This window comes from Serratia sp. CY40230 (assembly GCF_052168835.1).
GTDB lineage: Bacteria > Pseudomonadota > Gammaproteobacteria > Enterobacterales > Enterobacteriaceae > Serratia > Serratia nematodiphila.
Window position 1 is genome coordinate 287701 of the sequence record NZ_JBJNLX010000005.1, and the last position, 22833, is coordinate 310533.

A 22833-nucleotide genomic window follows, 5' to 3' on the forward strand; every position below is an offset into this window, starting at 1 on the left:
CATTATGCTGCATGGCAGGGAAAGCGACGGCCCGCAGCGCGTTGTCACTGCCACGCAGCGCGCTTCAAGGCCGCCGCTTCCTCCCGCCGCACGCCGTAAAACCGCGCTCGTTGCTTTCCGTTTCACTCCCCCCATTGCCCGCTTTTTGTCCTCGCCCGTCAAAATCGATGATTTGTTACCCATTGCCGTAACAAGCCGTTGTAAAACAGGGGAAAATAAACAATTGGTTACAGGGTAACTGCTTCCACTACTGGGAATTTTCCCATATACTGGATAAATTAACAGTTTACCAGCCGGGATCGCAACAGCATGACCGCGGAAGGACACCTTATATTCTCTGTCGCTTGCGCGATCTTCGCCAAGAAGGCGGAAGTGACGCCAGAGCTGGCTACCGGCGACTGGTGGCACATCATACCCGCCGCGCTACTGACCTCGCTGCTGCCGGACATCGATCACCCCAAGTCGGTGCTGGGCCAGCGTCTGCGCTGGATCGCCCTGCCCATCGCCCGCGCCTTCGGCCACCGTGGTTTCACCCACAGCCTGCTGGCGATCGCCGGCGGCATGGCGCTGTTCCAACTGGACGTACCGCGCAGCTGGCCGATCCCGGCCGATGCGCTGCACGCCATGATCATCGGCTACTTCAGCCATCTGTTGGCCGATATGCTCACCCCCGCCGGCGTGCCGCTGTTGTGGCCATGCCGCTGGCGTTTTCGCCTGCCGCTGCTCAACTCGCAAAAAGGCAACCAGCTGGAGCGGGTGCTGTGTCTGTGCCTGGTGGCGTTTGCCATCTGCTGGCAAGGTGATTTCACCCTGCCGGTGCAATCCTATGTCGAGCAAATCAGAAATATCAGACTCTGATCACAAAAAACCGCCTAACCCATCACCTTGAAGTATATAAAACGAACAAAAACACACAAAAAGCTATATCAAATTCCATTTGGATATAAGTAGGCCACTCAGCAAACTGTTACGATATTTACATCGCGACATACGTGATGCGTAGTCGTTTTTATAAGAAAGATTATTGGAGACATTGGGGATGAATCTTCCGCTCGTGATTAACGTGCTGGTGTTTGTCGCGCTCCTTTTGCTGCTGGCGCAAACCCGCCACAAGCAATGGAGCCTGGCGAAAAAAGTGCTGGTCGGCCTGGTGGTCGGCGTGGTGTTCGGTCTGGGCCTGCAGCTGGTGTACGGCTCCGATAACCCGGTACTGAAAGAATCCATCAGCTGGTTCAACATCGTCGGCAACGGCTATGTGCAACTGCTGCAAATGATCGTCATGCCGCTGGTGTTCGCCTCGATCCTGAGCGCGGTGGCCAAGCTGCATAACGCCTCTTCGCTGGGCAAAATCAGCGTCCTCACTATCGGCACGCTGCTGTTCACCACGCTGATCTCGGCGCTGGTGGGCGTGCTGGTCACCAACCTGTTCGGCCTGACCGCCGAAGGCCTGGTGCAGGGCGCGCAGGAAAGCGCGCGCCTGACGGCGATCCAGACCAACTACGTGGGTAAACTGGCCGATCTGACGGTGCCGCAGATGGTGCTGTCGTTCATCCCGAAAAACCCGTTCGCCGATCTGACCGGCGCCAGCCCGACCTCGATCATCAGCGTGGTGATTTTCGCCACCTTCCTCGGCGTGGCGGCGCTGCAGCTGCTGAAAGACGACAAGCCGAAAGGCGAGCGCGTGCTGGTGGCTATCGACACCCTGCAGGCCTGGGTGATGAAGCTGGTGCGTCTGGTCATGAAGCTGACGCCGTACGGCGTGCTGGCGCTGATGACCAAAGTGGTCGCCGGCTCCAACATTCACGATATCGTCAAGCTCGGCAGCTTCGTGGTGGCCTCGTACATCGGCCTGGCCATCATGTTTGTGGTTCACGCTGTCCTGCTGGCCTTCACCGGCGTTAACCCGATGAAGTTCTTCCGCAAGGTGTGGCCGGTGATCACCTTCGCGTTCACCAGCCGCTCCAGCGCCGCCAGCATTCCGCTGAACGTGGAAGCGCAGACCCGTCGCCTGGGCGTGCCGGAATCCATCGCCAGCTTCTCGGCGTCGTTCGGCGCCACCATCGGCCAGAACGGCTGTGCGGGCCTCTACCCGGCGATGCTGGCGGTGATGGTGGCGCCGACCGTCGGCATCAACCCGCTGGATCCGGTATGGATCGCCACCCTGGTCGGCATCGTCACCATCAGCTCCGCCGGCGTGGCGGGCGTGGGCGGTGGCGCCACCTTCGCTGCGCTGATCGTGCTGCCGGCGATGGGCCTGCCGGTGACGCTGGTCGCGCTGCTGATCTCGGTCGAACCGCTGATCGACATGGGCCGTACCGCGCTGAACGTCAACGGTTCCATGGCGGCGGGCACCATCACCAGCCAGCTGATGAAGCAAACCGACAAAGCCGTGATGGACAGCGAAGACGAAGTCGAATTGGCGCATCGCTAACGCCGTCTCATAACGAAAAAACCGGGGATAATCCCCGGTTTTTTTATGCCCCGCGTTCGGTCGTTACGGCCGCTCGCCGTTGGCCAACCGCCGGTTGATGTCGGCGATCGCTGCCGGCAATTGCGCCAGCGTGTCTATCACATAGTGCGCGCCCGCCGCGTACAGCTTATCGGCGGCCGCCGCGCGGCGGCGCTCTATCTCGCCCGCCGTCATCCGGCGATACTCCTGCCAGGTGGCGCCAAACTCGTTACCGGACAGCGCCAGCCCGACGCTCCACATCCCGGCGTTCAGCCCTTCGGCAATGCCCGGCACCGCGTCATCCACCTTCACGCAATGCGCCACCGCATCGATGCCCAGCGCGATCGCGTTCTGCAACGCCATCCACGGCCCCGGTCGGCCGCCGGCTGCAAGATCGTCGGTGGCGACCCAGTAATCCGGCGCGTAGCCGCGCTGCGCGGCGGCGGGCACCAGCACCTCCATCACCGCACGCGGATAGCCGGAGCAGGAACCGATTTTAATCCCCTGTTCGCGCAGAGCGGCGATCGCCTGCGGCACGCCCTCGATGGGATCGGCGAAGTCGACCACTTTAGCGATTTGCAGCGGCATAAACGCCTGATACAGCGCGTCAATGTCCTGATGGCTCATCGAGCGTCCCAGCTTCTGCCGCCAGCGCGCGTCGACCGCCGGCAGCTTGCCCAGCGCCTCGATGTGCTGCCATTTGCCCAGCCCCATCGGAATGCGCGCCTCCGCCAGGCTGATGTCGATATCGAAGGTTTGCTTGAACGCCTCGACGAAAATCTGCGTTGGCGCAAAGGAGCCGAAGTCCACCGTGGTGCCCGCCCAGTCGAGGATCACTGCGTTGATCTGTTTCATGGTCAATCCTTATTGATTCCAGTACATCGCCTGCCCGACGGCCGCCAGCAAACGTTCGATATCTTGCGGATAGATTTCGCCGATGTTGCCGATACGGAAGCAGTCGCTCTGCGACACTTTACCGGGATAAATCACGAAGCCTTGTTGCTTGAGACGCTGATAAAACTCGGCGAAGCGGTATGTATCGGCCTTTGGCGAATAGAACGCGGTGATGATCGGCGAGTGCAGCGCATCGTCCAGCAGGGTCTCAAAACCCAGCTCGCGCATACCCGCCACCAGCCGCCGCTGATTGGTCTGATAGCGGTGGTGGCGCGCGGCAATGCCGCCCTCTTGTTCCAGCTCTTTCAGCGCCTGCGCGAAGGCCAGCACGGTGTGGGTCGGCGACGTAAAGCGCCATTTGCCGGCCTGATCCTCCATACAGCGCCACTGAGCATACAGATCCAGCGACAGCGAGCGTGAACGGCCGGCGCATTTCTCCAGCTCGCTGCGGCGGGCGATGACGAACGCGAAGCCCGGCACGCCCTGAATGCATTTGTTGGCGGAGCTGATCAGAAAATCGATGCCCAGCGCGTCCACATCCAACGGGATGCCGCCAAAGCTGCTCATGGCGTCGACGATAAAGGTCTTGCCATTGCGCGCCGCCAGGCCGGCGACCTTCTGCAGCGGATTGAGCATGCCGGTGGTAGTTTCACAGTGCACCATGGCGATATGGCTGATGCGCGCATCGCTTTTCAGCACCGCCTCCATCGCCGCCACGTCCGGTTCATTCACCTCACCGCAGTCGAAAGCATGGTGGTCGATATCCATCAGCCGCGCCATTTCGATCATCCGCGCCCCGTAGGCGCCGTTGTTGACGATCAGCAGCTTGTCGTGCGGGCCGATGACCGTGCCCAGCACGCCCTCTACCGCGAAGCTGCCGCTGCCTTGCAGCAGCACCGAGGTATAACCGGCAGACGGCGTCGCCAGCGCCACCAACCGTTGACGAATGCGCTGCACCACGCCGAGGTTGTAATCTTCATCCCAGGTGCAGCTGTCATACAGCATCGCCTCTTTCACCGTTTTCGACGTGGTCAACGGGCCGGGGGTCAACAGCAGGTAGTTACGATCGGACATGTTATTCACCTATTGGTCTATACCAGATTGCGATCATTGTGGCGGCAAATTCCTGCCCCGGTCAAACGACAAAGCGCGGTGAAACAAAAAATTCATCTGGCTATGTATAATAAGCGCGTGCCGGAATGTCGGGCCGATGCCATAGCGAGATGAAATGAAAGAACATCAGGGCGATATGCCTCACTACCTGCAGATCAAGGATCAGCTCCAGGCGCGCATTACCCGCGGCGCGCTGCAGGCCGGCGATAAGCTGCCTTCGGAGCGCGAGCTGTGCGCCATCTTCTCCACCACCCGCGTCACCATTCGCGAAAGCCTGGCGCAATTGGAAGCCACCGGCGCCATCTACCGCGCCGATCGCCGCGGCTGGTTCGTCACGCCGGAACGGCTGTGGCTGGATCCGACGCAGAACACCAACTTCCACCGTCTCTGTCAGGAGCAAGGGCGCACGCCGCGCACCGCGCTGCTGTCCGGCGAAAAAACCACGGTGCCGCTCGACGTCATGCAGCCGCTGGCGCTCGAACCGTTCGATCAGGTGTATCTGCTGCGCCGCGTGCGCTATGCCGACGGCCGCGCCATCTGCTATTGCGAGAACCACTGCCTGCCGCAGCGGGTGCCGGAACTGCTCAGTCACGATCTCAACGGCAGCCTGACCGAGGTTTATCAACAGCATTACGATTTGATTTACAGCAACATGCACCTGTCGTTCTACCCGACCGCCCTGCCTTACCGCGCCGCCAACGCGCTCGGCGCCATGGTCGGCCTGCCCGCGTTGCTGCTGCGTCGACTGAATTACGATCAGCACGGCCGCATCCTCGATTTCGATATTGAATACTGGCGCCACGACAGCCTGCGCATCGAAGTCGATACGCTCTAACCTCGATTATCACGGGGCCGGCACCCGCCGCCCCGCCTTCCTCACCCACGCTCGATCCCCCTTTTAAGGCAAATATATTTTGCCGCTTTCATTTGTTTGTCATATTTGCCGATTAGCTTGGCCGCATATCTGGTGTATACCAGTTTCGCATTAACCCGCAACAGTGAGGCTGAAGCTATGAAATTTTCTCGTCTGGTCGTGATGACCGCCATCGCACTCGGCGCCGCGCCGGCCTGGGCCGCCGATGCGGTGGTGACCGTCTACTCCGCCGATGGTCTGCACGACGGCGATCACAGCTGGTATCAAACCCAGTTCGACGCCTTCACCCAGGCGACCGGCGTCAAGGTGCAGTACGTCGAAGGCGGCTCCGGCGCCATCGTGGAGCGCCTGTCGAAGGAGCGCAGCAACCCGCAGGCCGACGTGCTGGTGACGCTGCCGCCGTTCATCCAGCGCGCCGCCGCGGAAAAACTGCTGCAGGATTTCACCCCGCAGGATGCGGCGCAGATCGCCGACGCCCAGCCGCAGTTCGTGCCACTGGTGAACAACTACCTGAGCTTCATCTATAACGCCAAACTGCTGCCGCAGGCGCCTGCCAGCTATCAACAGCTGCTGGACGCGCAGTTCCGCAATAAGCTGCAGTACTCCACGCCGGGCCAGGCGGGTGACGGCACCGCAGTGATGCTGCAGGCGTTTCACAGCTTCGGCAGCAAAGATGCCGGTTTCGACTACCTCGGCAAGCTGCAAAGCAACAACGTCGGCCCTTCGGCCTCCACCGGCAAGCTGACCGCGCTGGTCAATAAGGGCGAGCTGCTGGTAGCCAACGGCGATCTGCAGATGAACCTGGCGCAGATGCGCAGCAACCCGAACGTGAAGGTGTTCTGGCCGGCCGGGCCGGACGGCAAACGCAGCACGCTGGTGCTGCCTTACTACATCGGCCTGGTGCAAGGCGCGCCGCAAAGCGCCAACGGCAAAAAACTGATCGATTTCCTGCTGAGCAAAGAAGCGCAGAGCAGCGTCAGCGCCATTTCCTACGGCATGCCGGTGCGTAAGGATGTCACCCCGACCGACGATAACTTCAGGCAGTCGCAGGCCGCGCTGCAGGGTGTAGAGATCTGGGCGCCGGACTGGAACCAGGTGGTGAGCAGCCTGTCCGCCGATATCTCCCGCTGGCACAAGGTGACAGAATGACGCTGACCATGCCTTCTACCCTCACTTCCCGCGCCGAGGCGCGGGATAGCAGCCTCGACATCGCCGGGCCGTCGGGCATTCAGCTCGACCGCGTCAGCGTGTCGTATCGCGGCACCGAGGTGCTGAAACCCCTGACGCTCACCATCGCCCCCGGCGAAGTGCTGGCGCTGATCGGCCCCTCCGGCTCGGGTAAAACCACCGTGCTGCGAGCGATCGCCGGCTTCGTGCAGCCCTCCGCCGGGCGTATTGCCATCGGTGACGTCGATGTCACCGACGTGCCGCCCTATGAGCGCGGCCTGGGCATGGTGGTACAGAACTACGCGCTGTTTCCGCATATGCGCGTCGAGGACAATGTGGCGTTCGGCCTGCGCGCGCAGGGCAAGCCGCGCGGCCTGACCGCCGAGCGCGTCGAAGAGGCGTTGGCCATCGTCGGCATGTCCGCCTACGCCAAGCGCTATCCCAACCAGCTTTCCGGCGGCCAGCAACAGCGGGTGGCGATCGCTCGCGCCATCGCGGTACGCCCCAAAGTATTGCTGCTGGATGAGCCGCTGTCGGCGCTGGACGCGCAAATCCGCCACAGCATGGTGGAAGAGATCGCCCGCCTGCACCGCGAGCTGCCGGATCTGACCATCCTGTACGTCACCCACGATCAGGGCGAAGCGCTGACGCTGGCGGACAAGATTGGCATCATGCGCGACGGCCATCTCATCGCCCACGGCGAAACCCGCGCGCTGTACCATCATCCGACGAACCGCTTCGCCGCCGAGTTCCTCGGCCGCGCCAACCTGCTGCCGGCTACCGCCCTGGAGACTACCGCGCAGCAAGGCATGACCACCGTCAGCTGCGCCGGCAAAGTGATCGGCTGTTTCACTTACGGCGCACAACGCGGCTTCGACAAGCTGCTGTGCATCCGGCCACAGCACATTGCGCTCGATGCCGATGCCCAGCGCAGCAACTGCATCATCGGCACGCTGCATGATATTCATTGGCAGGGAGAGTTGACGCACCTGCAGTTCGACGCGCAAGGCCATCCGCTGCGCGTGGTCACCACTCATCGCAGCCGGATGCCGCAGATCGGCGAGCGCGTGCCGCTCTACTTCGCCCCCGACGATGCGGTACTGATCGAGGACTGACATGACCGACTCTACGTTTATTCGCCCGGCCCTGCGGCTGCGTTTGCCGCGCCGCCTGTGGATCCTGTTGCCGCTACTGGTGCTGGCGACGCTGTTTTTCTACCCGTTGGCGCTGATCGTCAAACAGGCGTTTACCGACGATCAGGGGCTATTCAGCGCCGCCGCGCTGCAACAGGTGTTCGAATCCCGCCGATTTGTCGGCGCTCTGCTTAACACGCTGCAGATTGCGCTGCTGGCGACGCTGGGCTGCCTGGTGCTCGGCACCCTGCTGTCGCTGCTGCTGGTATTCACGCCGTTCCCCGGCAGCCGACTGATCGCCCGGGTGATCGATACCTTTATCGCCATGCCGACCTTCCTGATCACGCTGGCCTTCACCTTTATCTACGGCTCCGCCGGCCTGCTGAACGGCACGCTGATGGCGACCTTTGGTTTCACCCTGCCGCCGGTGGACTTTCTTTACTCCATCTGGGGGGTGATCCTGGCCGAAATCACCGTGTTTACGCCGCTGGTGATGCGCCCGCTGATGGCGGCGCTGTCGCAGATCGACCGCAGCCAGCTCGAGGCCGCCAGCATCCTCGGCGCCCGGCCGGGGCGCGTGGTGCGCCAGGTGATTTTACCGGCCGCGCTGCCGGCCTTGCTGGCCGGCGGCAGCCTGTGCCTGCTGTTGACCACCAATGAGTTCGGCATCGTGCTGTTTATCGGCGCCAAGGGCGTCACCACGCTGCCGATGATGGTCTACGCCAAAGCGATTCTGGAGGCGGATTACGCCGTCGCCTGCACCATCGCCGTGGTGAATATCGCGCTGTCGCTCGGGCTGTTCTCCCTTTACCGCTACGCCGCGGCGCGCGCCGGGCTGAGGAACTGACGATGTTGATTTGGTCTCGCACCGGCCGCACCCTGACCTGCACGCTGACGGTCACGCTGTTCGCCCTGTTCTTCTGCCTGCCGCTGGCGGTGATCCTGATGTCCAGCCTCAGTGAACAGTGGAACGGCGTGCTGCCGAGCGGCTTCACCCTCAACCACTTCCGCCAAGCGTTCAGCGGCGCCTCCTGGGACGCGCTGGTCGCCAGTCTGGCTATCGGTTTCAGCGCCAGCCTGTTCGCGCTGCTGTGCGGCACCTGGGCGGCGCTGGCGCTGCGCCACCATCAGGGGCGCGGCCAGCGGCTGCTGGGCACGCTGTTTTTCATTCCCAGCGCGGTGCCTTCGGTCTCTATCGGTCTGGGGATGCTGGTGGCGTTCAGCCAGGGGCCGCTGCAGATGAACGGCACCTTCCTGATCGTGCCCGCCGCCCACTTCGTGCTGATTTCCGCCTTTACCTTCGGCAACGTGATGGCCGGGCTGACCCGGCTACCTGGCGACTACGAGAACGTCGCCGCCAGCCTGGGCGCTTCGCCGCTGTTCAGCCTGCGTCACGTCACCCTGCCGATGATCGCCCCCTACATGATCTCCGCCTTCGCACTCAGCCTGTCGCTGTCGATGGGGGAGCTGGGCGCGACCATGATGATCTACCCGCCGAGCTGGGCGACGCTGCCGGTCACGATCTTCAGCCTGACCGATCGCGGCAGCATCGCCAATGGCGCGACGCTGACCATGATCCTGGTGGCGGCCACGCTGTTGCTGATGCTGGTGCTGGAGCGGATTTCTCAGCGGCTGACGCCGGGCGCGAAATAACAACAAGGCGCTGCCATGGCAGCGCCTCGCTCATCGAAACGACGGTCAGAACGGGTAATCGTGATAGCCCTGCTGCTCGGAAATGCGCCGGGCGGCGACGTGCAGCAACGCCACATACTCCTCCCGCGCCGCGTCGGAAAAGCGCAGCGTCGGGAAAGAGATGCTCAGCCCGGCGATCGCCACCCCGAACCTGTCGAATACCGGCACCGCGATGCAGCGGATCCCCGCCTCCTGCTCTTCGACATCTTCGCCGAATCCCTGCTCACGCACCCGCTCCAGCACCGGCAACAGTTCAGCGGCGCTGGTCAGGGTATGCTCGGTGCTGCGGGTAAATTCAATCTGCGACAGGATCTGCGCCACCTCCTCCCGATCGCGCCAGGCCAGCAGCACTTTACCGATGGCGGTGCTGTGCAGCGGGTTGCGGCGACCGATGCGCGAATACATGCGCAGGTTGTACATCGCGTCGATCTTGTGGATATAGACAATGCCGTCCTCATCCAGAGCGCCGAGGTGGATGGTTTCGCGGGTGCGGTTCGACAGTTCGCGCATCTGCACGTCGGCGCTGCGGATCAGATCGACGTTCTGCAACGATTTGGCGCCCAGTTCGAACAGCTTGAGCGTCAGCGCATACTTTTCCGTCTCGCCTTCCTGCGATACGTAGCCCAACGCTTTCATGGTTTGCAGAAAACGGTAGACGGTGCTTTTGGACATCATCACTCGCTGGGAAAGTTCGGTAATGCCAATCTCGCGCTCATCGCCAAGCGCCTGCAAAATGCCGAACACCTTCATCACGGATGAGACGGCATCCGGTTGCTTGTCTGAATCTGCGTTAGCCATGGTGAATGCCCTACTTAACGGTTTTGTTTCAGGAAATTTAAACAAGGGTTTCAGTATAATCGGAACAGATCGCGGCGCGCAACGCGGCTGAACGCTAAGCGATTGAAGCCAAATGGATAACCCCGGCCCGCTCACCGCTATTTACAATTAAGCGGGCAACGGGCATGCAATCACGGGCGAATATGATTAGCATGATAATACTCCCCTGAATAAATACCGCTGAGACCAACATGCGTCCTTGTTCCGACGGCCTCCCCGTCCCGCAACGCTATGGGGCGATCCTCGCCATCGCCCTCGGCATTACCGTATCGGTGCTCGACGGCGCGATAGCCAACGTGGCGCTGCCCACCATCGCGCGCGATCTTAACGCCAGCCCGGCCAGCTCCATTTGGGTGGTCAACGCCTATCAGTTGGCGATCACCGTGTCTTTGCTGTCGCTGGCGTCGCTCGGCGATCTGGTCGGCTATCGCCGCATCTATCAGGCCGGGTTGCTGGTGTTCAGCATCACCTCGCTGTTTTGCGCCCTGTCCGACTCGCTGCTCACGCTGACCATCGCCCGCGTATTGCAAGGCTTTGGCGCCGCCGCCATCATGAGCGTCAACACCGCGCTGATCCGCATCATCTACCCGCAGCGTTTTCTCGGCCGCGGCATGGGCATCAACTCGCTGATCGTCGCCTGCTCCTCGGCGGCCGGGCCGACGGTGGCGGCCGCTATCCTGTCGGTCGCGTCCTGGCAGTGGCTGTTCGCCATCAACCTGCCGATCGGCATCGTCGCGCTGCTGCTGGGGATGAAGTTCCTGCCGGCCAACGGCCAAAAAAGCGATAACCGCCGCTTCGATCCCACCAGCGCGGTGCTGAATGCGCTGACCTTCGGCCTGCTGATCACCGCCATCAGTGGCTTCGCCCAGGGCCAGAGCCTGACGCTGATCTTCAGCGAGATCGCCGCGCTGCTAGCGATTGGCGCGATGTTCGTGCGCCGCCAGCTGCGCCAGGAATTTCCGTTGCTGCCGGTCGATCTGCTGCGCATCCCGATCTTCGCCCTGTCGATGGGCACCTCAATCTGCTCGTTCGCCGCGCAAATGCTGGCGATGGTGTCGCTGCCGTTCTTCCTGCAAAGCGCGTTGGGCCGCGACGAAGTGGCAACCGGGCTGCTGCTGACGCAGTGGCCGCTGGCGATCGTGGTGATGGCGCCGATCGCCGGCCGGCTGGTGGAGCGCGTGCACGCCGGCCTGCTGGGCTGCATTGGACTGGCGGTGTTCGCGCTCGGGCTGTTCTCGCTGGCGCTGCTGCCCGCGGCGCCGTCGAATATGGACATCATCTGGCGCATGGTGCTGTGCGGCGCCGGTTTCGGTCTGTTCCAGTCGCCCAACAACCACACCATCATCTCCGCCGCACCGCGCAACCGCAGCGGCGGCGCCAGCGGCATGCTGGGCACCGCTCGCCTGCTGGGGCAAACCTCGGGAGCCGCGCTGGTGGCGCTGATGTTCAACCTGTTCCCGGCCTCCGGCACCCACGCTTCACTGATCCTGGCTGGGGTGTTCGCCACCCTGGCGGCGGCGGTCAGCAGCCTGCGCATCACTCAACCGACGACACAAGCGGCGCAGCCCAGCCGCGAGGTGAAATAGAGGGCATAGAAAGAGCCGGGCCCCAATCCGATGTGGCCTGCCTGAGCCGGGCCACGTCGAGTGCGATGCAGGCCTGGCGTTAGTCACCGCTCCTCAAAGGGCTGCGGCCCTGTCGTAGACACGCTAAATAGGCGTCGTCATCCGGATACCAGCCAACAATGCGTTGGCCGTCGTTATCCACCCCCTCGAAGCCCTTCAGTAAGCCAGGGGCGAACATGCGCTTGATCAGATCTTCGGCCTGAGCGCTGTCGATGCGGCAATCGCAGCGTGTGTTTCCGTCAACCTGAACGAAGTTCTGCAACGAAGCGAGACACCGCGCATCGAGATCGCCATGGACATGGATAAACTCCCCCGTCTCTACCAGGGTGAGCGCGGTCAGATCTCCCCCCACCACGAACGCACCGTCGTTTCCTGAGCTGCAATAGGCATGGCGCATGCGGACATCATCACGCACGACCAGTCCGCCCCAGCAAATCAGCGTATCCGCCTGCAGCCGCCCCAGCACAACAATGCCGCCGTCCTCGCGCTGCGGCGATACCGCCAGGCATCCTTCCACGATCATATCGCCGTCCACGATCAGGTAATCGTAATCGTGGCTGTCGTGCTCGTCGGGGAAAAATGCCGGGAGGTGAAGATCGCCTGAATGCCAGCGAATAGCTGGCCGTTCAGCATCGTCATCATGCCGGTTGAACAGTTCCGCAACCGCATCGGCGATACCGCCTGTCAATTCCGCCAGGCGCGCCGGTAGCTCATCACCGTTGAGCAAGGGAAGGTGGTTGATTTTCATAGGGCCTCAGGGACAAATGTCATTGCGCCAAAGCATATAACATGCGCTTCCAAAGCCAAACAGCCGGTCATCACTCAGCCAGGATGCGGCTTACCCTCTTTCATGGTCGTCTCGCTCCGCGGCGGTAAACGCACAGAGAGGCCGACAGACGTTATTCGAAGGCGGGCTTTATGGACTCGGGGGGCTCTTGCACCGCGTTAACCCCCGTCGACGCTGAAAAAGCGGTTCAGGCATGCCATAAAAAAACCCCGGCAAGCCGGGGTTTTTCATTTCATTCAGCCGATTACTTCAGGTACTGGCCGGTACGCAGCGCTTCGATACGCTTGTCGAGCGGCGGGTGCGACATGAACAGCTCGCTGAACGACTTGGATTTACCGTTGATGCAGAACGCCATCATGCTGCCCGCTTCCTGCGGTTCATAGCTGGTTTTCAGACGCTGCAAGGCGGCGATCATCTTCTCGCGACCCACCAGTTTGGCGGAGCCGGCGTCGGCATAGAACTCGCGGTGACGCGAGAACCACATGGTGATGATGCTCGCCAGGATGCCGAACACCAGTTCCAGCACCATCGACACGGCGAAGTAAATCATCGGGTTGCCGTTGCCTTCCCCTTCGCCATCACCGTCGCGGTTGCCGAGGAAACCGGCAGCGACCTGCGCAATGAGGCGCGAAATGAAGATCACGAAGGTGTTCACGATGCCCTGAATCAGGGTCATGGTCACCATATCGCCGTTGGCGACGTGGCTGATTTCGTGCGCGATGACCGCTTCCGCTTCGTCACGGCTCATGCTCTGCAGCAGGCCGGTGCTGACGGCGACCAGCGAGGCGTCGCGGCGTGCGCCGGTGGCGAAGGCGTTGATGTCCGGCGCGTGGTAGATAGCGACCTGCGGCATGGCGATGCCCGCCTGCTGCGACTGACGGCGCACCGTTTCCAGCAGCCAGTTTTCGGTTTCGTTACGCGGTTGTTCAATCACTTCCCCGCCGACGGAGCGCAGCGCCATCCACTTGGACATCAGCAACGACACGAAAGCGCCGCCGAAGCCGAACAGACCGGCCATGATCATCAGGCCCTGAACGCTACTGGATTGGATTCCTGTCAGGCTGAGCACCAGCCCGAAAACCAACATCACCGCCAGGTTGGTGAGCAGGAACAGAGCTATACGCATCATAAAATGTTTACTTCCTCATAAATGTTAACAAAACACTGTCCAGATACCCTGGATCGTATGGGCATTCGTCACAGTTTCAAGAGTCGCGCGCCATTAACCTACTAAAAATACGAAACTTTACAAAAACGATGCGCGACCGGGATTTGGCAAATTGTAAACGATTGTTGCGCAAGGCGGAGGGATTTTGCAGAAAAATTTCTTTGCCCGCACGCCATGACAACGAGAAACGTTATCCTCACGCTTTATAGGCCAATATACGCTCAGCGCGCTTCATCATGCCCCGCCTGATTCAGCGGCGACGAAAGTTTGAATCTCGCGATTAATTGTTACATTATAACATCACAACTAATCGTAAAGGGATGTCAATCATGTTATCGCGTATCGTCTGGATGCTGGCGACGTGGCTGCTTTTCTGCCAGGTCGCGCACGCTGAAATTCACCTCACCGACGTTGAAGGACGCCAGGTTACCCTGGCCGCCCCCGCACAGCGCGCCTATATCGGTTTTTACTACGAAGATTTTCTGGCGGTGAACGGCCCGGAGAGTTATCAACAGGTCGTCGCCTTCTCCAAAAGCGACTGGGCGTTGCGCGCCAGCCAATGGGCGCGCTATCAGGCGGCGCTGCCACGGCTCGCTCAGCTGGTCGATGTCGGTTCGCTCTATAACCAGAGCTTCGATTTTGAACGCCTGCTGACCACGCGACCAGACCTGCTGATCCTGGCGAAGTGGCAGCTCGACGGCTTCGCCAACTACCTGCCGGTGCTGCAACAGCTCAACATTCCTTACATCGTCGTCGACTTCAATCAGGGCGTTGAAGTCAAGCTCGCCAGCATCCGGTTAATGGGCCAGGCGATGGGCCACGCCGAGCGAGCGGAACGGCTGGCCGACGAATATCGCCAAAGCCTCGAGGATACCCGTCGGCGCATCCGCCAGGCGCAGCTGCCGCCGCCGGTCACCTACATTGAGCTGGGGGACAAGGGCCCCGGCGAGTACGGCAGCAGCTATGGCGCATCGATCTGGGGGCCGCTGCTGCAGCTGGCCGGCGCCGACAATATCGCCGCCGGCGTCGTCGGCAGCCCTTCCCCCTTGCGCGCCGACTATGTCCTGACCCAACGGCCCGAGGTGATTTTTCTCGCCGGCGGCGACTGGGAAAACATGCCGAACGCCGTGCCGATGGGCTACGGCACGCAGGCAGCCCCCCTCCAGACGCGCCTGACGCAATACGCCCGGCGGGCGGGATGGCCGCAACTGCCGGCGATAAAAAATCAGCGTCTTTATGCGCTTTACCATGGCGGCGCGCGCACGATTTACGATTTTATCTTTGTCCAGTATCTGGCGAAAGCGCTCTATCCCACCGCGTTTGCCGATGTTGATCCCGCGCGCAATCTGGCGCAGTTCTACCATCAATATTTGCCGATAGAGGCGGACGGCGTCTTCTTGCAACGCTGGCAAGGAGAATAACCGTGGCCCACACAGGACGTGCGTTTTTGCGACGGCGCAGGCTGCGCCGCGGGCTACTGACGCTGGCGCTGCTCGGCGCGCTGCTGGCGGCGACCGCCATCGATCTCACCGTCGGCGCCGCGCAACTTGGCCTCACGGATATCGTGCGGATGCTTTGGCCTGGCTCTGCGCCTGGCAACGAGCTGCATCAGGTGGTTTTCTGGTCGATTCGCTTGCCGATGACGCTCACCGCCCTGGTGGTCGGCGCCAGCCTGGCGCTGGCGGGCCTGCTGATGCAGACCGTGCTGGCTAATCCCCTCGCCAGCCCCTATACGCTGGGGATCTCTGCCGCGGCGGGGTTCGGCGCGGCGTTGGCGATCCTCACCGGCTTCAGCCTGGGCGGCGCGTTGGCGCTGGGCACGCCGCTGCTGGCTTCGCTGATGGCGTTGCTCGCCTGCGTGCCTGTCTATCTGCTGGGACAACGCCGCGGCATGACGCCGCAAATATTGGTGTTGAGCGGCATCGTGGTGCTGTTTTTCTTTCAGTCGCTGCAATCGCTGCTGCTGTTTCTGGCCTCGCCGGAAGCAATGCAGCAAATTGTCTTTTGGCTGTTTGGCAGCCTGCTCAAAGCCAATATGCACGGCGTGGCGATCACCGGCGTCGTGTTGCTGTGCGCGCTGTTCGTCAGTCTGCGGCTCGCCTGGCGGCTGACGGCGCTGTCCGCCGGCGAAGAGCAGGCCCAGGGGCTGGGCATCAATGTCAGCGCCTTGCGCAAGCTGGCCTTTCTGCTGGCGACCTTGCTGACGGCCGCCTCGGTCTCGTTTGTCGGCACCATCGGGTTCGTCGGGCTGATCGCCCCGCATTTCGCCCGCTTTCTGGTGGGTGAGGATCAGCGCTACCTGATCTGCATTTCCGCCCTCTGCGGCAGCCTGCTGCTGCTGTGCGCCTCGATCGTCGCCAAGCTGGTGATGCCGAACGGCGTGGTGCCCATAGGCATCGTTATCGCCCTGATCGGCGTACCGGTGCTGTTTTACTTCGTCACTCGACAGGTTAAACGCCCATGACTCAACTGACCCTCACCCGCGTCGGCGTCTCGCTGCATCGCCGCTCGCTATTGGCAGACGTTTCATTGAGCTGGCCGGAGGCGCAGCTCGGCGGCATCATCGGCCCCAACGGCGCCGGCAAATCGACGCTGCTCAAAGCGATTAACCGCATGGTGCCATGCAGCGGCAAGATCGCTTACCGCGAACGCCCTCTCGATCCGAAAACCAGCCGTATCGCCTATGTGCCGCAGCTTAATCGCTGCGATTCGGCATTGACCGCTTTTGACATGGTGCTGCTGGGCAAGGTACGCCAGTTGAGCTGGCGCGTCAGCGCCTCCCAGGCCGATGCGGTCGAGCAGGCGCTTACGGAATGCGGCATTTCCGCGCTCGCCGATCGCCCCTTCAACCGTCTCAGCGGCGGCCAGCGGCAGTTGGTGATGCTGGCTCAGGCCTTCGTCTCTCAGCCGCAGATCATTTTGCTCGACGAACCCACCAGCGCGCTGGATATCCACCACCAGCTGCGCGTGCTCAATCAGATCGCCGACTACGGCCGGCGCCACCGCTGCATCACGCTGTTGGTGATCCACGATCTGGGATTGGCGCTGCGCTATTGCCACTCACTCACGCTGCTCGCGCACGGACGCGTCGTTTGCCACGGCGATACCCATCAGATGATGGGACATCCGATGGTGTCTCGCGTATTTGGCGTCGGCATCGAAAACGGCGTCAGCCCGCAGGGCTACCCCTATCTGCTGCCGACACAGCTGTTACACGCACACGGAGAATCCCCATGTACACTCTGACCAAGGCGGACATGCTGGCGCAACTCGCCGGCTTGCAACAGGAAATTCACCAGCTACACCGCTCCGCCCGGCAAGATCGGCGCCATTTTTCCCTGCTGGAACGCCGCTTCAGCCGCCTGCAAGCCTTTAACGACGAACCACAGCTGCAGGCCTACCGTCGAAAACTGGAAAACGACCGTTTGATAACGGCGCAGATCGCCCAACTGCGGGCGACAGCCAACGCCGCGTTGTGCGACTACGAGAAACATCGCGTCTCGGCGCTGTGCCGGGAACCGGCGCAAACCAACGCCTACCTGAACAGTTTCGACCGCGCGCTGCAGCTGGAGATCGCGGCCGCCGACATTAAACCCGGCGAACGGGTGCTGCTGGTGGGCAGCGGCGCATTGCCCACCACGGCGCTGGCGCTGGTCGCCAGGCTCTCCGCCACCGTCATTTGCTACGATTGCGATCCGGCGGCCCAGCGTTTTGCCCGCCGGCTCACGCGCCACCTGGGGCTGGTGCAGCAGATGCCCTGCATCGACAAGCTGAACGGCCTGACGCGCAACGATATCGATCACATCATCATCGCCTCTTTGGTGGCGGACAAGCAGGGTTTGCTGAAGGCGCTGCGGCCTTTGCTGCCCCAGTGCGGCAAATTGCTGGTGCGCTATGGCAACGGCCTCAAGTCGATCTTCAACTGCCCTTACCACCACCAGGCCGCCGGCTCGCCCTGGCGCGTCAGCGGTAAACCGCTCGCCACCCCGCTGTACGATCTGTTGATTTTGGAGCCCCACCGCCATGAATAATGCCTTTCCCACCCTGATCCTCGGCGCCGGCCCGGCGGCGATCCAACTGGCTGCGGACATCAAGGCCACGGCCAATGCGCGCATCGGCCTGTACAACCGCCCCAGCGAAAAAGGGCTCCGCCTGAAGCAATATCTGGCGCACACGCCCAGCCTGTGGCTGACGGGCGCCGGCAAGGCGCAGCGCACCCAAGACGATGCGCAGGTGACGATTGATCGCTATTGCGATGATCTGACGCTCGGCGGCGGCGACTGGCACCGACTGATCCTTGCCGTCCCCGCCGATCAATACCATGACGTGCTGCGACAGGTGCCATGGGCGGCGTTGCCCCAACTGCGCTCACTGATCCTGCTCTCTCCCTCCATCGGCTCCGGCCTGATGGCGCAAAGCCTGCTGCAGGACGCCGGGCAATCCCACGTCGAGGTCATCAGCCTGTCGAGCTACTACGCCGACACCAAGTACCAGAACGCCGAACAGCCTTACCGCGCCTACACCAAGGCGTTCAAGCAGCGGATTTATCTGGCCGGCGCAGGCGCAAGGTCAGACTGCGCCGAACTCGACTGGCTTTGCGCGCTGCTGGCGCGTCACGGCATTGACGCCCAACGCTGCAACAGCCTGCTCGCCGCCGAGCGCTTCAGCATCACCAATTATGTTCATCCTCCGCTGGCGCTGGCCGAAACCACGCTGCAGGCGATATTCCAGCCGCAGGGGCCGATCCAGTACCTGTATAAAACCCACCCCGAGGGCCCCATCTGTCCCGAGGCGATCGCCGACATGCTGGCGCTCTCGCAGGATTACCAGCAGTTGCTCAACCGGCTCGGCATCGAGGCCATTAACCTGCTGCGCTTTTTGAATGACGACAACTACCCGGTTCCGCCCCGTATGGTGAGCCGCCGCTGGATTGACCAATTCCCGCAGCTCACGCCGACGGAGCAATGCTATGCGCTGTTTACGCGTTATACCGCGCTGCTGGTCGATCCCTATTCCGAGCCGGACGCGCAGGGCCGCTACTATGATTTTTCCGCCGTCAGGGTCGCCCGCGTCTTCCAGGATGCCCAGGGGCGCTGGCGCCTGCCGCGCGTGCCGCAAGAGGACGTGCGCAAACTGCGCGTCCTGGTCTTGCTGGCGCAGCGGCTTGACGTCGAGATGCCCGCCGCCCAGCGTCTGTTGGCGCGCTTTCAGCAGGCGCTGCAGCGCTTCGTCACCCGGATCGGCGCCGAGCATTGCCATCCTTCGTTGCTGGACGATACCTGCGACGAGCAGGCGGACATCATTTACCGACAATGGCGGAGGCAAGCATGAATCAGGGTGCCTTACTGGCCATTTTTGCCTCGTTGATTTTCAGCGTCATGAACGCGCTGGTTAAAACCATCTCCGACGCTATTCCCACCGGTGAAATCGTGTTTTTTCGCAGCAGCATCGGCTGTCTGTTGGTTCTGCTGCTGATGTACCGCCACCGCATCGCCTTCAGCCGCGTAGACCGGCCGCTGCTGGTGTTGCGCGGCACCATGGGCGGGCTGTATCTCATTTGTTATTTTTACAGCATCGCCCATCTGACGCTGGCCGACGCCAGCATGCTGGCCTACCTGTCGCCGTTTTTCTCCATTTTGCTCTCCTTGCTGGTGCTGCGTGAACGGGTCAACGCCAATACCGCGTTTTGGCTGGCGATGGTCATCATCGGCGCCGTGCTGCTGGTGCGGCCGTGGCACTTCTCGGCCTATACCCTGGCCTCGCTGGTCGGCGTGATGAGCGCGGTGTTCGCCTCGATCGCCTATCTGTCGGTCAACAAACTCAGCAAGCGCCACCATAACTACGAAATCGTGTTCTATTTCCTGTTCATCGCAACGCTGATCTCGCTGCCGCTGATGTGGAACGCCTTCGTTTGGCCCAACGCCTATCAGTTCGCCATTCTGCTCGCCATCGCCCTGGTGTCGCTATTGGGGCAGGTCGTCTTAACCCAGGCCTTCTCTTCCGATAACCTGATCGTGGTCTCGGTGGTGCGCTATATCGGCATCGTATTCAACATCGCCTGGGGCTGGCTGTTCTGGCATGAGATCCCGCTGCTGCTGTCGCTGTTCGGCTGCCTGCTGGTGGTGGTTTCCTGCATTCAGCTCGGGCTGCGTCACCGCAAGAAACCGGCTTAAGCCGGGCTTGCCGCAACCAAAAAAAAACGCACCCGAGGGTGCGTTTTTCACAGGCAAAGCCGTGGCCTTACTTAGCCGGCGTTGGCTGCTGAGCAGGCTGATCCTTTTCCAGATGAGCCAGGTCCAGCGCGATATGCACGGTTTCATCCAGGTACGGATCCGGTTCCTGGTAATCCTTCGGCAGATCGTCGAGCGATTTCAGCGGCTTCTTACCCGCGCGCTCCAGACGCTCGTTGATGCGTTTCAGACGGGTCGCATCGTCATCGTGGTTCTCTTTCTCGCGCACCGCCAGATTGAGGGACACAATGTTGCGTTTATCCTTCAGCGCCTTGTAATGCGCGATATCCTGCGCGATGTACTGGAACTCCGGATTCTGCGCGATGCGCTGCTGGTGATCTTTCAGCAGTTCCGGCTCGAACGGCGCCATATCGCCGGTCTTGCTGTAGGTCGCCGCATTGATGCTGTCCCACGGCATGGCGTTGTCTTCAAACGCTTCGCCGGTTTCCGCCGGATCGACGCCGGTCGGCATCAGAATATCCGGCGTCACGCCCTTGCGCTGGGTGCTGCCGCCGTTGACGCGGTAGAACTTCTGAATGGTGTACTGCACCGAACCGAGCGCCGGCCACTCAGGGCGCAGCATCTGGTCGTAGATGCGGTTCAGTGAACGGTACTGCTGCACGGTACCTTTACCGAAGGTCGGTTCGCCGACGATCAGCGCGCGGCCGTAATCCTGCATCGCCGCCGCGAAGATCTCGGAGGCGGAGGCGCTGAAGCGATCGACCAGCACCACCAGCGGGCCTTTGTAGTAGGTCACGCCGTCGGTGTCGGCGTCTTCACGCACTTTGCCGTTGTTGTCGCGCACCTGCACCACCGGGCCGCTCGGAATGAACAGGCCGGACAGCGACACCGCTTCAGTCAGCGCGCCGCCGCCGTTGGTGCGCAGATCGATGATCACGCTCTTGACGTTCTGCTTGGCCATCTTCTGCAGCTGCACTTTCACGTCATCGGTCAAGCCGACGTAGAAGCCAGGGATGTCGAACACCGCCACCTTCTCTTTGCCGACGGTCTTGATGGTCATTTTCACCGCGCGGTCTTCCAGGCGGATACGCTCGCGGGTCAAGGTGACCACGCGGGTTTTGGTGCCCTTGCCGGCCGGCAGGATCTCCAGGCGCACCTTGCTGCCCTTCGGCCCTTTGATCAGCGACACCACGTCGTCCAGACGCCAGCCGATCACGTCCACCATCGGTTTGCCGGCCTGGCCGACGCCGACGATGCGATCGCCCACGGTGATCGCCTTGCTCTTCGCCGCCGGGCCGCCCGGCACCATCGAGTTGATCAGGGTGTAGTCATCATCCATCTGCAGCACCGCGCCGATGCCTTCCAGCGACAGGCTCATCTCGGTGTTGAACTGCTCGGTATTGCGCGGAGACAGATAGTTGGTGTGCGGATCGATTTCATGCGCAAAGGCATTCATCGCCAGCTGGAAGACGTCTTCGCTGTTGCTTTGCGTCAGGCGCTTGATGGCGAACTGATAGCGTTTGGTCAGCGTGTCGTGGATTTCTTTGTCGGTCTTGCCGGTCAACTTGAGGTTCAGCTCGTCATAGGTGACTTTCGCATCCCACAGGCTATCCAGCTCGGCCTTGTCTTTCGGCCACGGCGCTTTGCTGCGGTCGAGATCGATAGTGCCGTTGCCGGTGAAGTTCATCGGCTTGTCCAGCAACGACAACGCATAGGTATAACGCTCGAAACGGCGTTTCTGCGCCAGATTGAACAGCGCGTAGAAGGTGTCCAGCTTGCCGGTTTTCAGCTCTTCGCCAACCTGATTGCGTTTGCCGGCGAACTGCGCCACGTCGGCAGCCAGCAATACGTTATGGTTGTAGTCCAGCATGTTCAGGTAGCGATCGAAGATCTTGCCTGAAAACTCCGCGTCAAGGGCGAACTGGCGGTAATGAGAGCGAGTGAAGCGCGAGGTAACGCGCTCACTCACCGTAGCGTGCTGGGGTTCCTGTTGCAGTTGGGGCAGTTGGCCGATGCGGATGTTGGCTGTTTCCGCGCCGTAACTGACACCCGCCCACAGCAGCCCTGCAATCGCTGTTAATCTGACGAATTTGTTCATGCCTGGGTTGGCCTCCGTATCAGAACTGCAAGTGTTCTGCGCGCACAATCATCGCCAGACCGGAAGAGAGCTGCACACGTACGCCATCTTTAGCGATTTCGAGTACGGTAGCATCCATCGCGCTCTTGCCTGCTCTGACTTTGATTTCCTGGCCAATTTGCAGTTTAGAGATATCCGTGACTGGCGCATAACGCGGCTGGCTTTCCTCTTTGGCTGCACGAGGTTGGCGAGCGGGCTGTGGGCGAGTTTGTGGGCGCGGCTTGCGGTTTTCCGGCGCGGCTCCGCCTTCGCGACGTGCAGCGGGCTTTTTACCGGCTGGACGCGGACGGCGTGGCGCAGCATCGGCGGATTCACCGGCGGCTTCACGTTTTTTGGCGTTTTGTTCGGCACGCTGTGCCTGAACGCGCGCTTTGGCTTCTTCAAGCTGCTGGCGAGCATGATCGACATGCTGCTGTTCCAGTTCACCGCACGGATTGCCGTCCAGATCGACGCGCTGCGCGCCGACTTTAACGCCGTACAGGTAACGCCAGCTTGAGGTGTACAGGCGCAGGGCAGAACGCAATTGCGTTTTGCTGAGATTCTCTTCCCCCTGCACGCGCTCTACCAAATCCTGAAAAATACCGATTTTCAGCGGACGAGCTTCGCCTTCGGCGCTAAAGCAGAGCGGAAAACGCTCGGCAAGAAAAGCAATGACTTCTTTACTAGAGTTCAACTTAGGTTGATTTTCCATGAAATTTCCTGATTACAACGGTATTGCCAACAAGCCACAGGCATGAACAGGCGTCATTATAATGACGCCATCGGT

At 61.5% G+C, this 22833-nt stretch carries 21 protein-coding genes; 14 read left to right on the plus strand and 7 right to left on the minus strand.

Going from position 1 to position 22833, the window contains the following annotated elements:
• Window positions 1-309 precede the first annotated feature (309 nt).
• Both ACJ8IJ_RS18720 and ACJ8IJ_RS18725 read left to right on the plus strand, forming a co-directional pair.
• Entirely contained in the window at window positions 310-858 is a 549-nt protein-coding gene (locus ACJ8IJ_RS18720; RefSeq protein ID WP_004931456.1) for a metal-dependent hydrolase, read from the plus strand.
• A 181-nt stretch (window positions 859-1039) separates the two neighbouring features.
• Window positions 1040-2431 (plus strand): L-cystine transporter, encoded by a 1392-nt coding sequence (locus ACJ8IJ_RS18725; RefSeq protein ID WP_004931458.1) that lies wholly within the window; start codon window positions 1040-1042, stop codon window positions 2429-2431.
• Between the two features lie 63 nt (window positions 2432-2494).
• Here ACJ8IJ_RS18725 and phnX read toward each other — a convergent pair whose 3' ends face one another.
• Together phnX and phnW are read right to left on the minus strand one after the other, a co-directional pair.
• The gene (gene phnX / locus ACJ8IJ_RS18730) at window positions 2495-3304 is read right to left on the minus strand and encodes a phosphonoacetaldehyde hydrolase (RefSeq protein WP_342579205.1); all 810 of its coding nucleotides are present in this window, start codon (window positions 3302-3304) and stop codon (window positions 2495-2497) included.
• Window positions 3305-3313: 9 nt separating this feature from the next.
• Window positions 3314-4417 (minus strand): 2-aminoethylphosphonate--pyruvate transaminase, encoded by a 1104-nt coding sequence (gene phnW / locus ACJ8IJ_RS18735; RefSeq protein WP_004931463.1) that lies wholly within the window; start codon window positions 4415-4417, stop codon window positions 3314-3316.
• Window positions 4418-4571: 154 nt separating this feature from the next.
• Between phnW and phnR the strand changes: the two genes are divergently transcribed.
• The 5 genes from phnR (at window position 4572) to ACJ8IJ_RS18760 (ending at window position 9283) form a co-directional block, all read left to right on the plus strand.
• Window positions 4572-5291, plus strand: a complete 720-nt coding sequence (phnR, locus tag ACJ8IJ_RS18740) for a phosphonate utilization transcriptional regulator PhnR (RefSeq protein WP_004931465.1) — start codon at window positions 4572-4574, stop codon at window positions 5289-5291.
• Between the two features lie 177 nt (window positions 5292-5468).
• Window positions 5469-6479 carry a 2-aminoethylphosphonate ABC transporter substrate-binding protein gene (locus ACJ8IJ_RS18745; RefSeq protein WP_004931467.1) on the plus strand — a complete coding sequence of 337 codons (1011 nt, stop codon included), beginning with the start codon at window positions 5469-5471 and terminating at the stop codon, window positions 6477-6479.
• 2 nt (window positions 6480-6481) lie between these two features.
• The gene (gene phnT, locus ACJ8IJ_RS18750) at window positions 6482-7612 is read left to right on the plus strand and encodes a 2-aminoethylphosphonate ABC transport system ATP-binding subunit PhnT (protein WP_433963208.1); all 1131 of its coding nucleotides are present in this window, start codon (window positions 6482-6484) and stop codon (window positions 7610-7612) included.
• 1 nt (window position 7613) lies between these two features.
• A complete protein-coding gene (gene phnU, locus ACJ8IJ_RS18755) occupies window positions 7614-8477 on the plus strand; it encodes a 2-aminoethylphosphonate ABC transporter permease subunit (protein ID WP_131164284.1) in 864 nt (287 codons plus the stop codon).
• A gap of 2 nt (window positions 8478-8479) precedes the next feature.
• Window positions 8480-9283 (plus strand): ABC transporter permease, encoded by an 804-nt coding sequence (locus tag ACJ8IJ_RS18760; protein ID WP_154870865.1) that lies wholly within the window; start codon window positions 8480-8482, stop codon window positions 9281-9283.
• A 45-nt stretch (window positions 9284-9328) separates the two neighbouring features.
• Here ACJ8IJ_RS18760 and kdgR read toward each other — a convergent pair whose 3' ends face one another.
• Window positions 9329-10120 (minus strand): DNA-binding transcriptional regulator KdgR, encoded by a 792-nt coding sequence (kdgR, locus tag ACJ8IJ_RS18765; protein ID WP_044031370.1) that lies wholly within the window; start codon window positions 10118-10120, stop codon window positions 9329-9331.
• 230 nt (window positions 10121-10350) lie between these two features.
• Between kdgR and ACJ8IJ_RS18770 the strand changes: the two genes are divergently transcribed.
• Window positions 10351-11745, plus strand: a complete 1395-nt coding sequence (locus ACJ8IJ_RS18770) for an MFS transporter (protein ID WP_442518442.1) — start codon at window positions 10351-10353, stop codon at window positions 11743-11745.
• A gap of 79 nt (window positions 11746-11824) precedes the next feature.
• Here ACJ8IJ_RS18770 and ACJ8IJ_RS18775 read toward each other — a convergent pair whose 3' ends face one another.
• Together ACJ8IJ_RS18775 and htpX are read right to left on the minus strand one after the other, a co-directional pair.
• The gene (locus ACJ8IJ_RS18775) at window positions 11825-12532 is read right to left on the minus strand and encodes a hypothetical protein (protein WP_004931481.1); all 708 of its coding nucleotides are present in this window, start codon (window positions 12530-12532) and stop codon (window positions 11825-11827) included.
• A gap of 283 nt (window positions 12533-12815) precedes the next feature.
• Window positions 12816-13700 (minus strand): protease HtpX, encoded by an 885-nt coding sequence (gene htpX, locus ACJ8IJ_RS18780; RefSeq protein ID WP_004931482.1) that lies wholly within the window; start codon window positions 13698-13700, stop codon window positions 12816-12818.
• Window positions 13701-14068: 368 nt separating this feature from the next.
• Here htpX and ACJ8IJ_RS18785 point away from each other — a divergent pair, with 368 nt between their 5' ends.
• Genes ACJ8IJ_RS18785 through ACJ8IJ_RS18810 form a run of 6 tightly spaced genes read left to right on the plus strand, consistent with a single transcriptional unit; the run spans window position 14069 to window position 19912 of the window.
• On the plus strand, window positions 14069-15160 hold the full coding sequence (locus tag ACJ8IJ_RS18785) for an ABC transporter substrate-binding protein (RefSeq protein ID WP_015377675.1): 1092 nt from the start codon (window positions 14069-14071) through the stop codon (window positions 15158-15160).
• A 2-nt stretch (window positions 15161-15162) separates the two neighbouring features.
• Window positions 15163-16203: a FecCD family ABC transporter permease gene (locus tag ACJ8IJ_RS18790; RefSeq protein WP_031300489.1), complete on the plus strand. Its 1041-nt coding sequence runs from the start codon at window positions 15163-15165 to the stop codon at window positions 16201-16203.
• Window positions 16200-16985, plus strand: a complete 786-nt coding sequence (locus ACJ8IJ_RS18795; protein WP_442518443.1) for an ABC transporter ATP-binding protein — start codon at window positions 16200-16202, stop codon at window positions 16983-16985. The genes ACJ8IJ_RS18790 and ACJ8IJ_RS18795 overlap by 4 nt, the downstream gene beginning before the upstream one ends.
• Window positions 16973-17770: a nicotianamine synthase family protein gene (locus tag ACJ8IJ_RS18800; RefSeq protein WP_004931490.1), complete on the plus strand. Its 798-nt coding sequence runs from the start codon at window positions 16973-16975 to the stop codon at window positions 17768-17770. The genes ACJ8IJ_RS18795 and ACJ8IJ_RS18800 overlap by 13 nt, the downstream gene beginning before the upstream one ends.
• Complete coding sequence (locus ACJ8IJ_RS18805) at window positions 17763-19070, plus strand: opine metallophore biosynthesis dehydrogenase (RefSeq protein ID WP_442518444.1); 1308 nt, start codon at window positions 17763-17765, stop codon at window positions 19068-19070. The genes ACJ8IJ_RS18800 and ACJ8IJ_RS18805 overlap by 8 nt, the downstream gene beginning before the upstream one ends.
• Window positions 19067-19912, plus strand: coding sequence for a DMT family transporter (locus ACJ8IJ_RS18810; RefSeq protein WP_004931494.1), 846 nt, complete (start codon window positions 19067-19069; stop codon window positions 19910-19912). The genes ACJ8IJ_RS18805 and ACJ8IJ_RS18810 overlap by 4 nt, the downstream gene beginning before the upstream one ends.
• A 67-nt stretch (window positions 19913-19979) precedes the next feature.
• On the opposite strand, the gene prc is transcribed toward ACJ8IJ_RS18810, so the two are convergent.
• Entirely contained in the window at window positions 19980-22028 is a 2049-nt protein-coding gene (gene prc / locus ACJ8IJ_RS18815; RefSeq protein WP_015377670.1) for a carboxy terminal-processing peptidase, read from the minus strand.
• A 19-nt stretch (window positions 22029-22047) separates the two neighbouring features.
• Window positions 22048-22758 (minus strand): RNA chaperone ProQ, encoded by a 711-nt coding sequence (gene proQ / locus ACJ8IJ_RS18820; protein ID WP_004931497.1) that lies wholly within the window; start codon window positions 22756-22758, stop codon window positions 22048-22050.
• Window positions 22759-22833 lie beyond the last annotated feature (75 nt).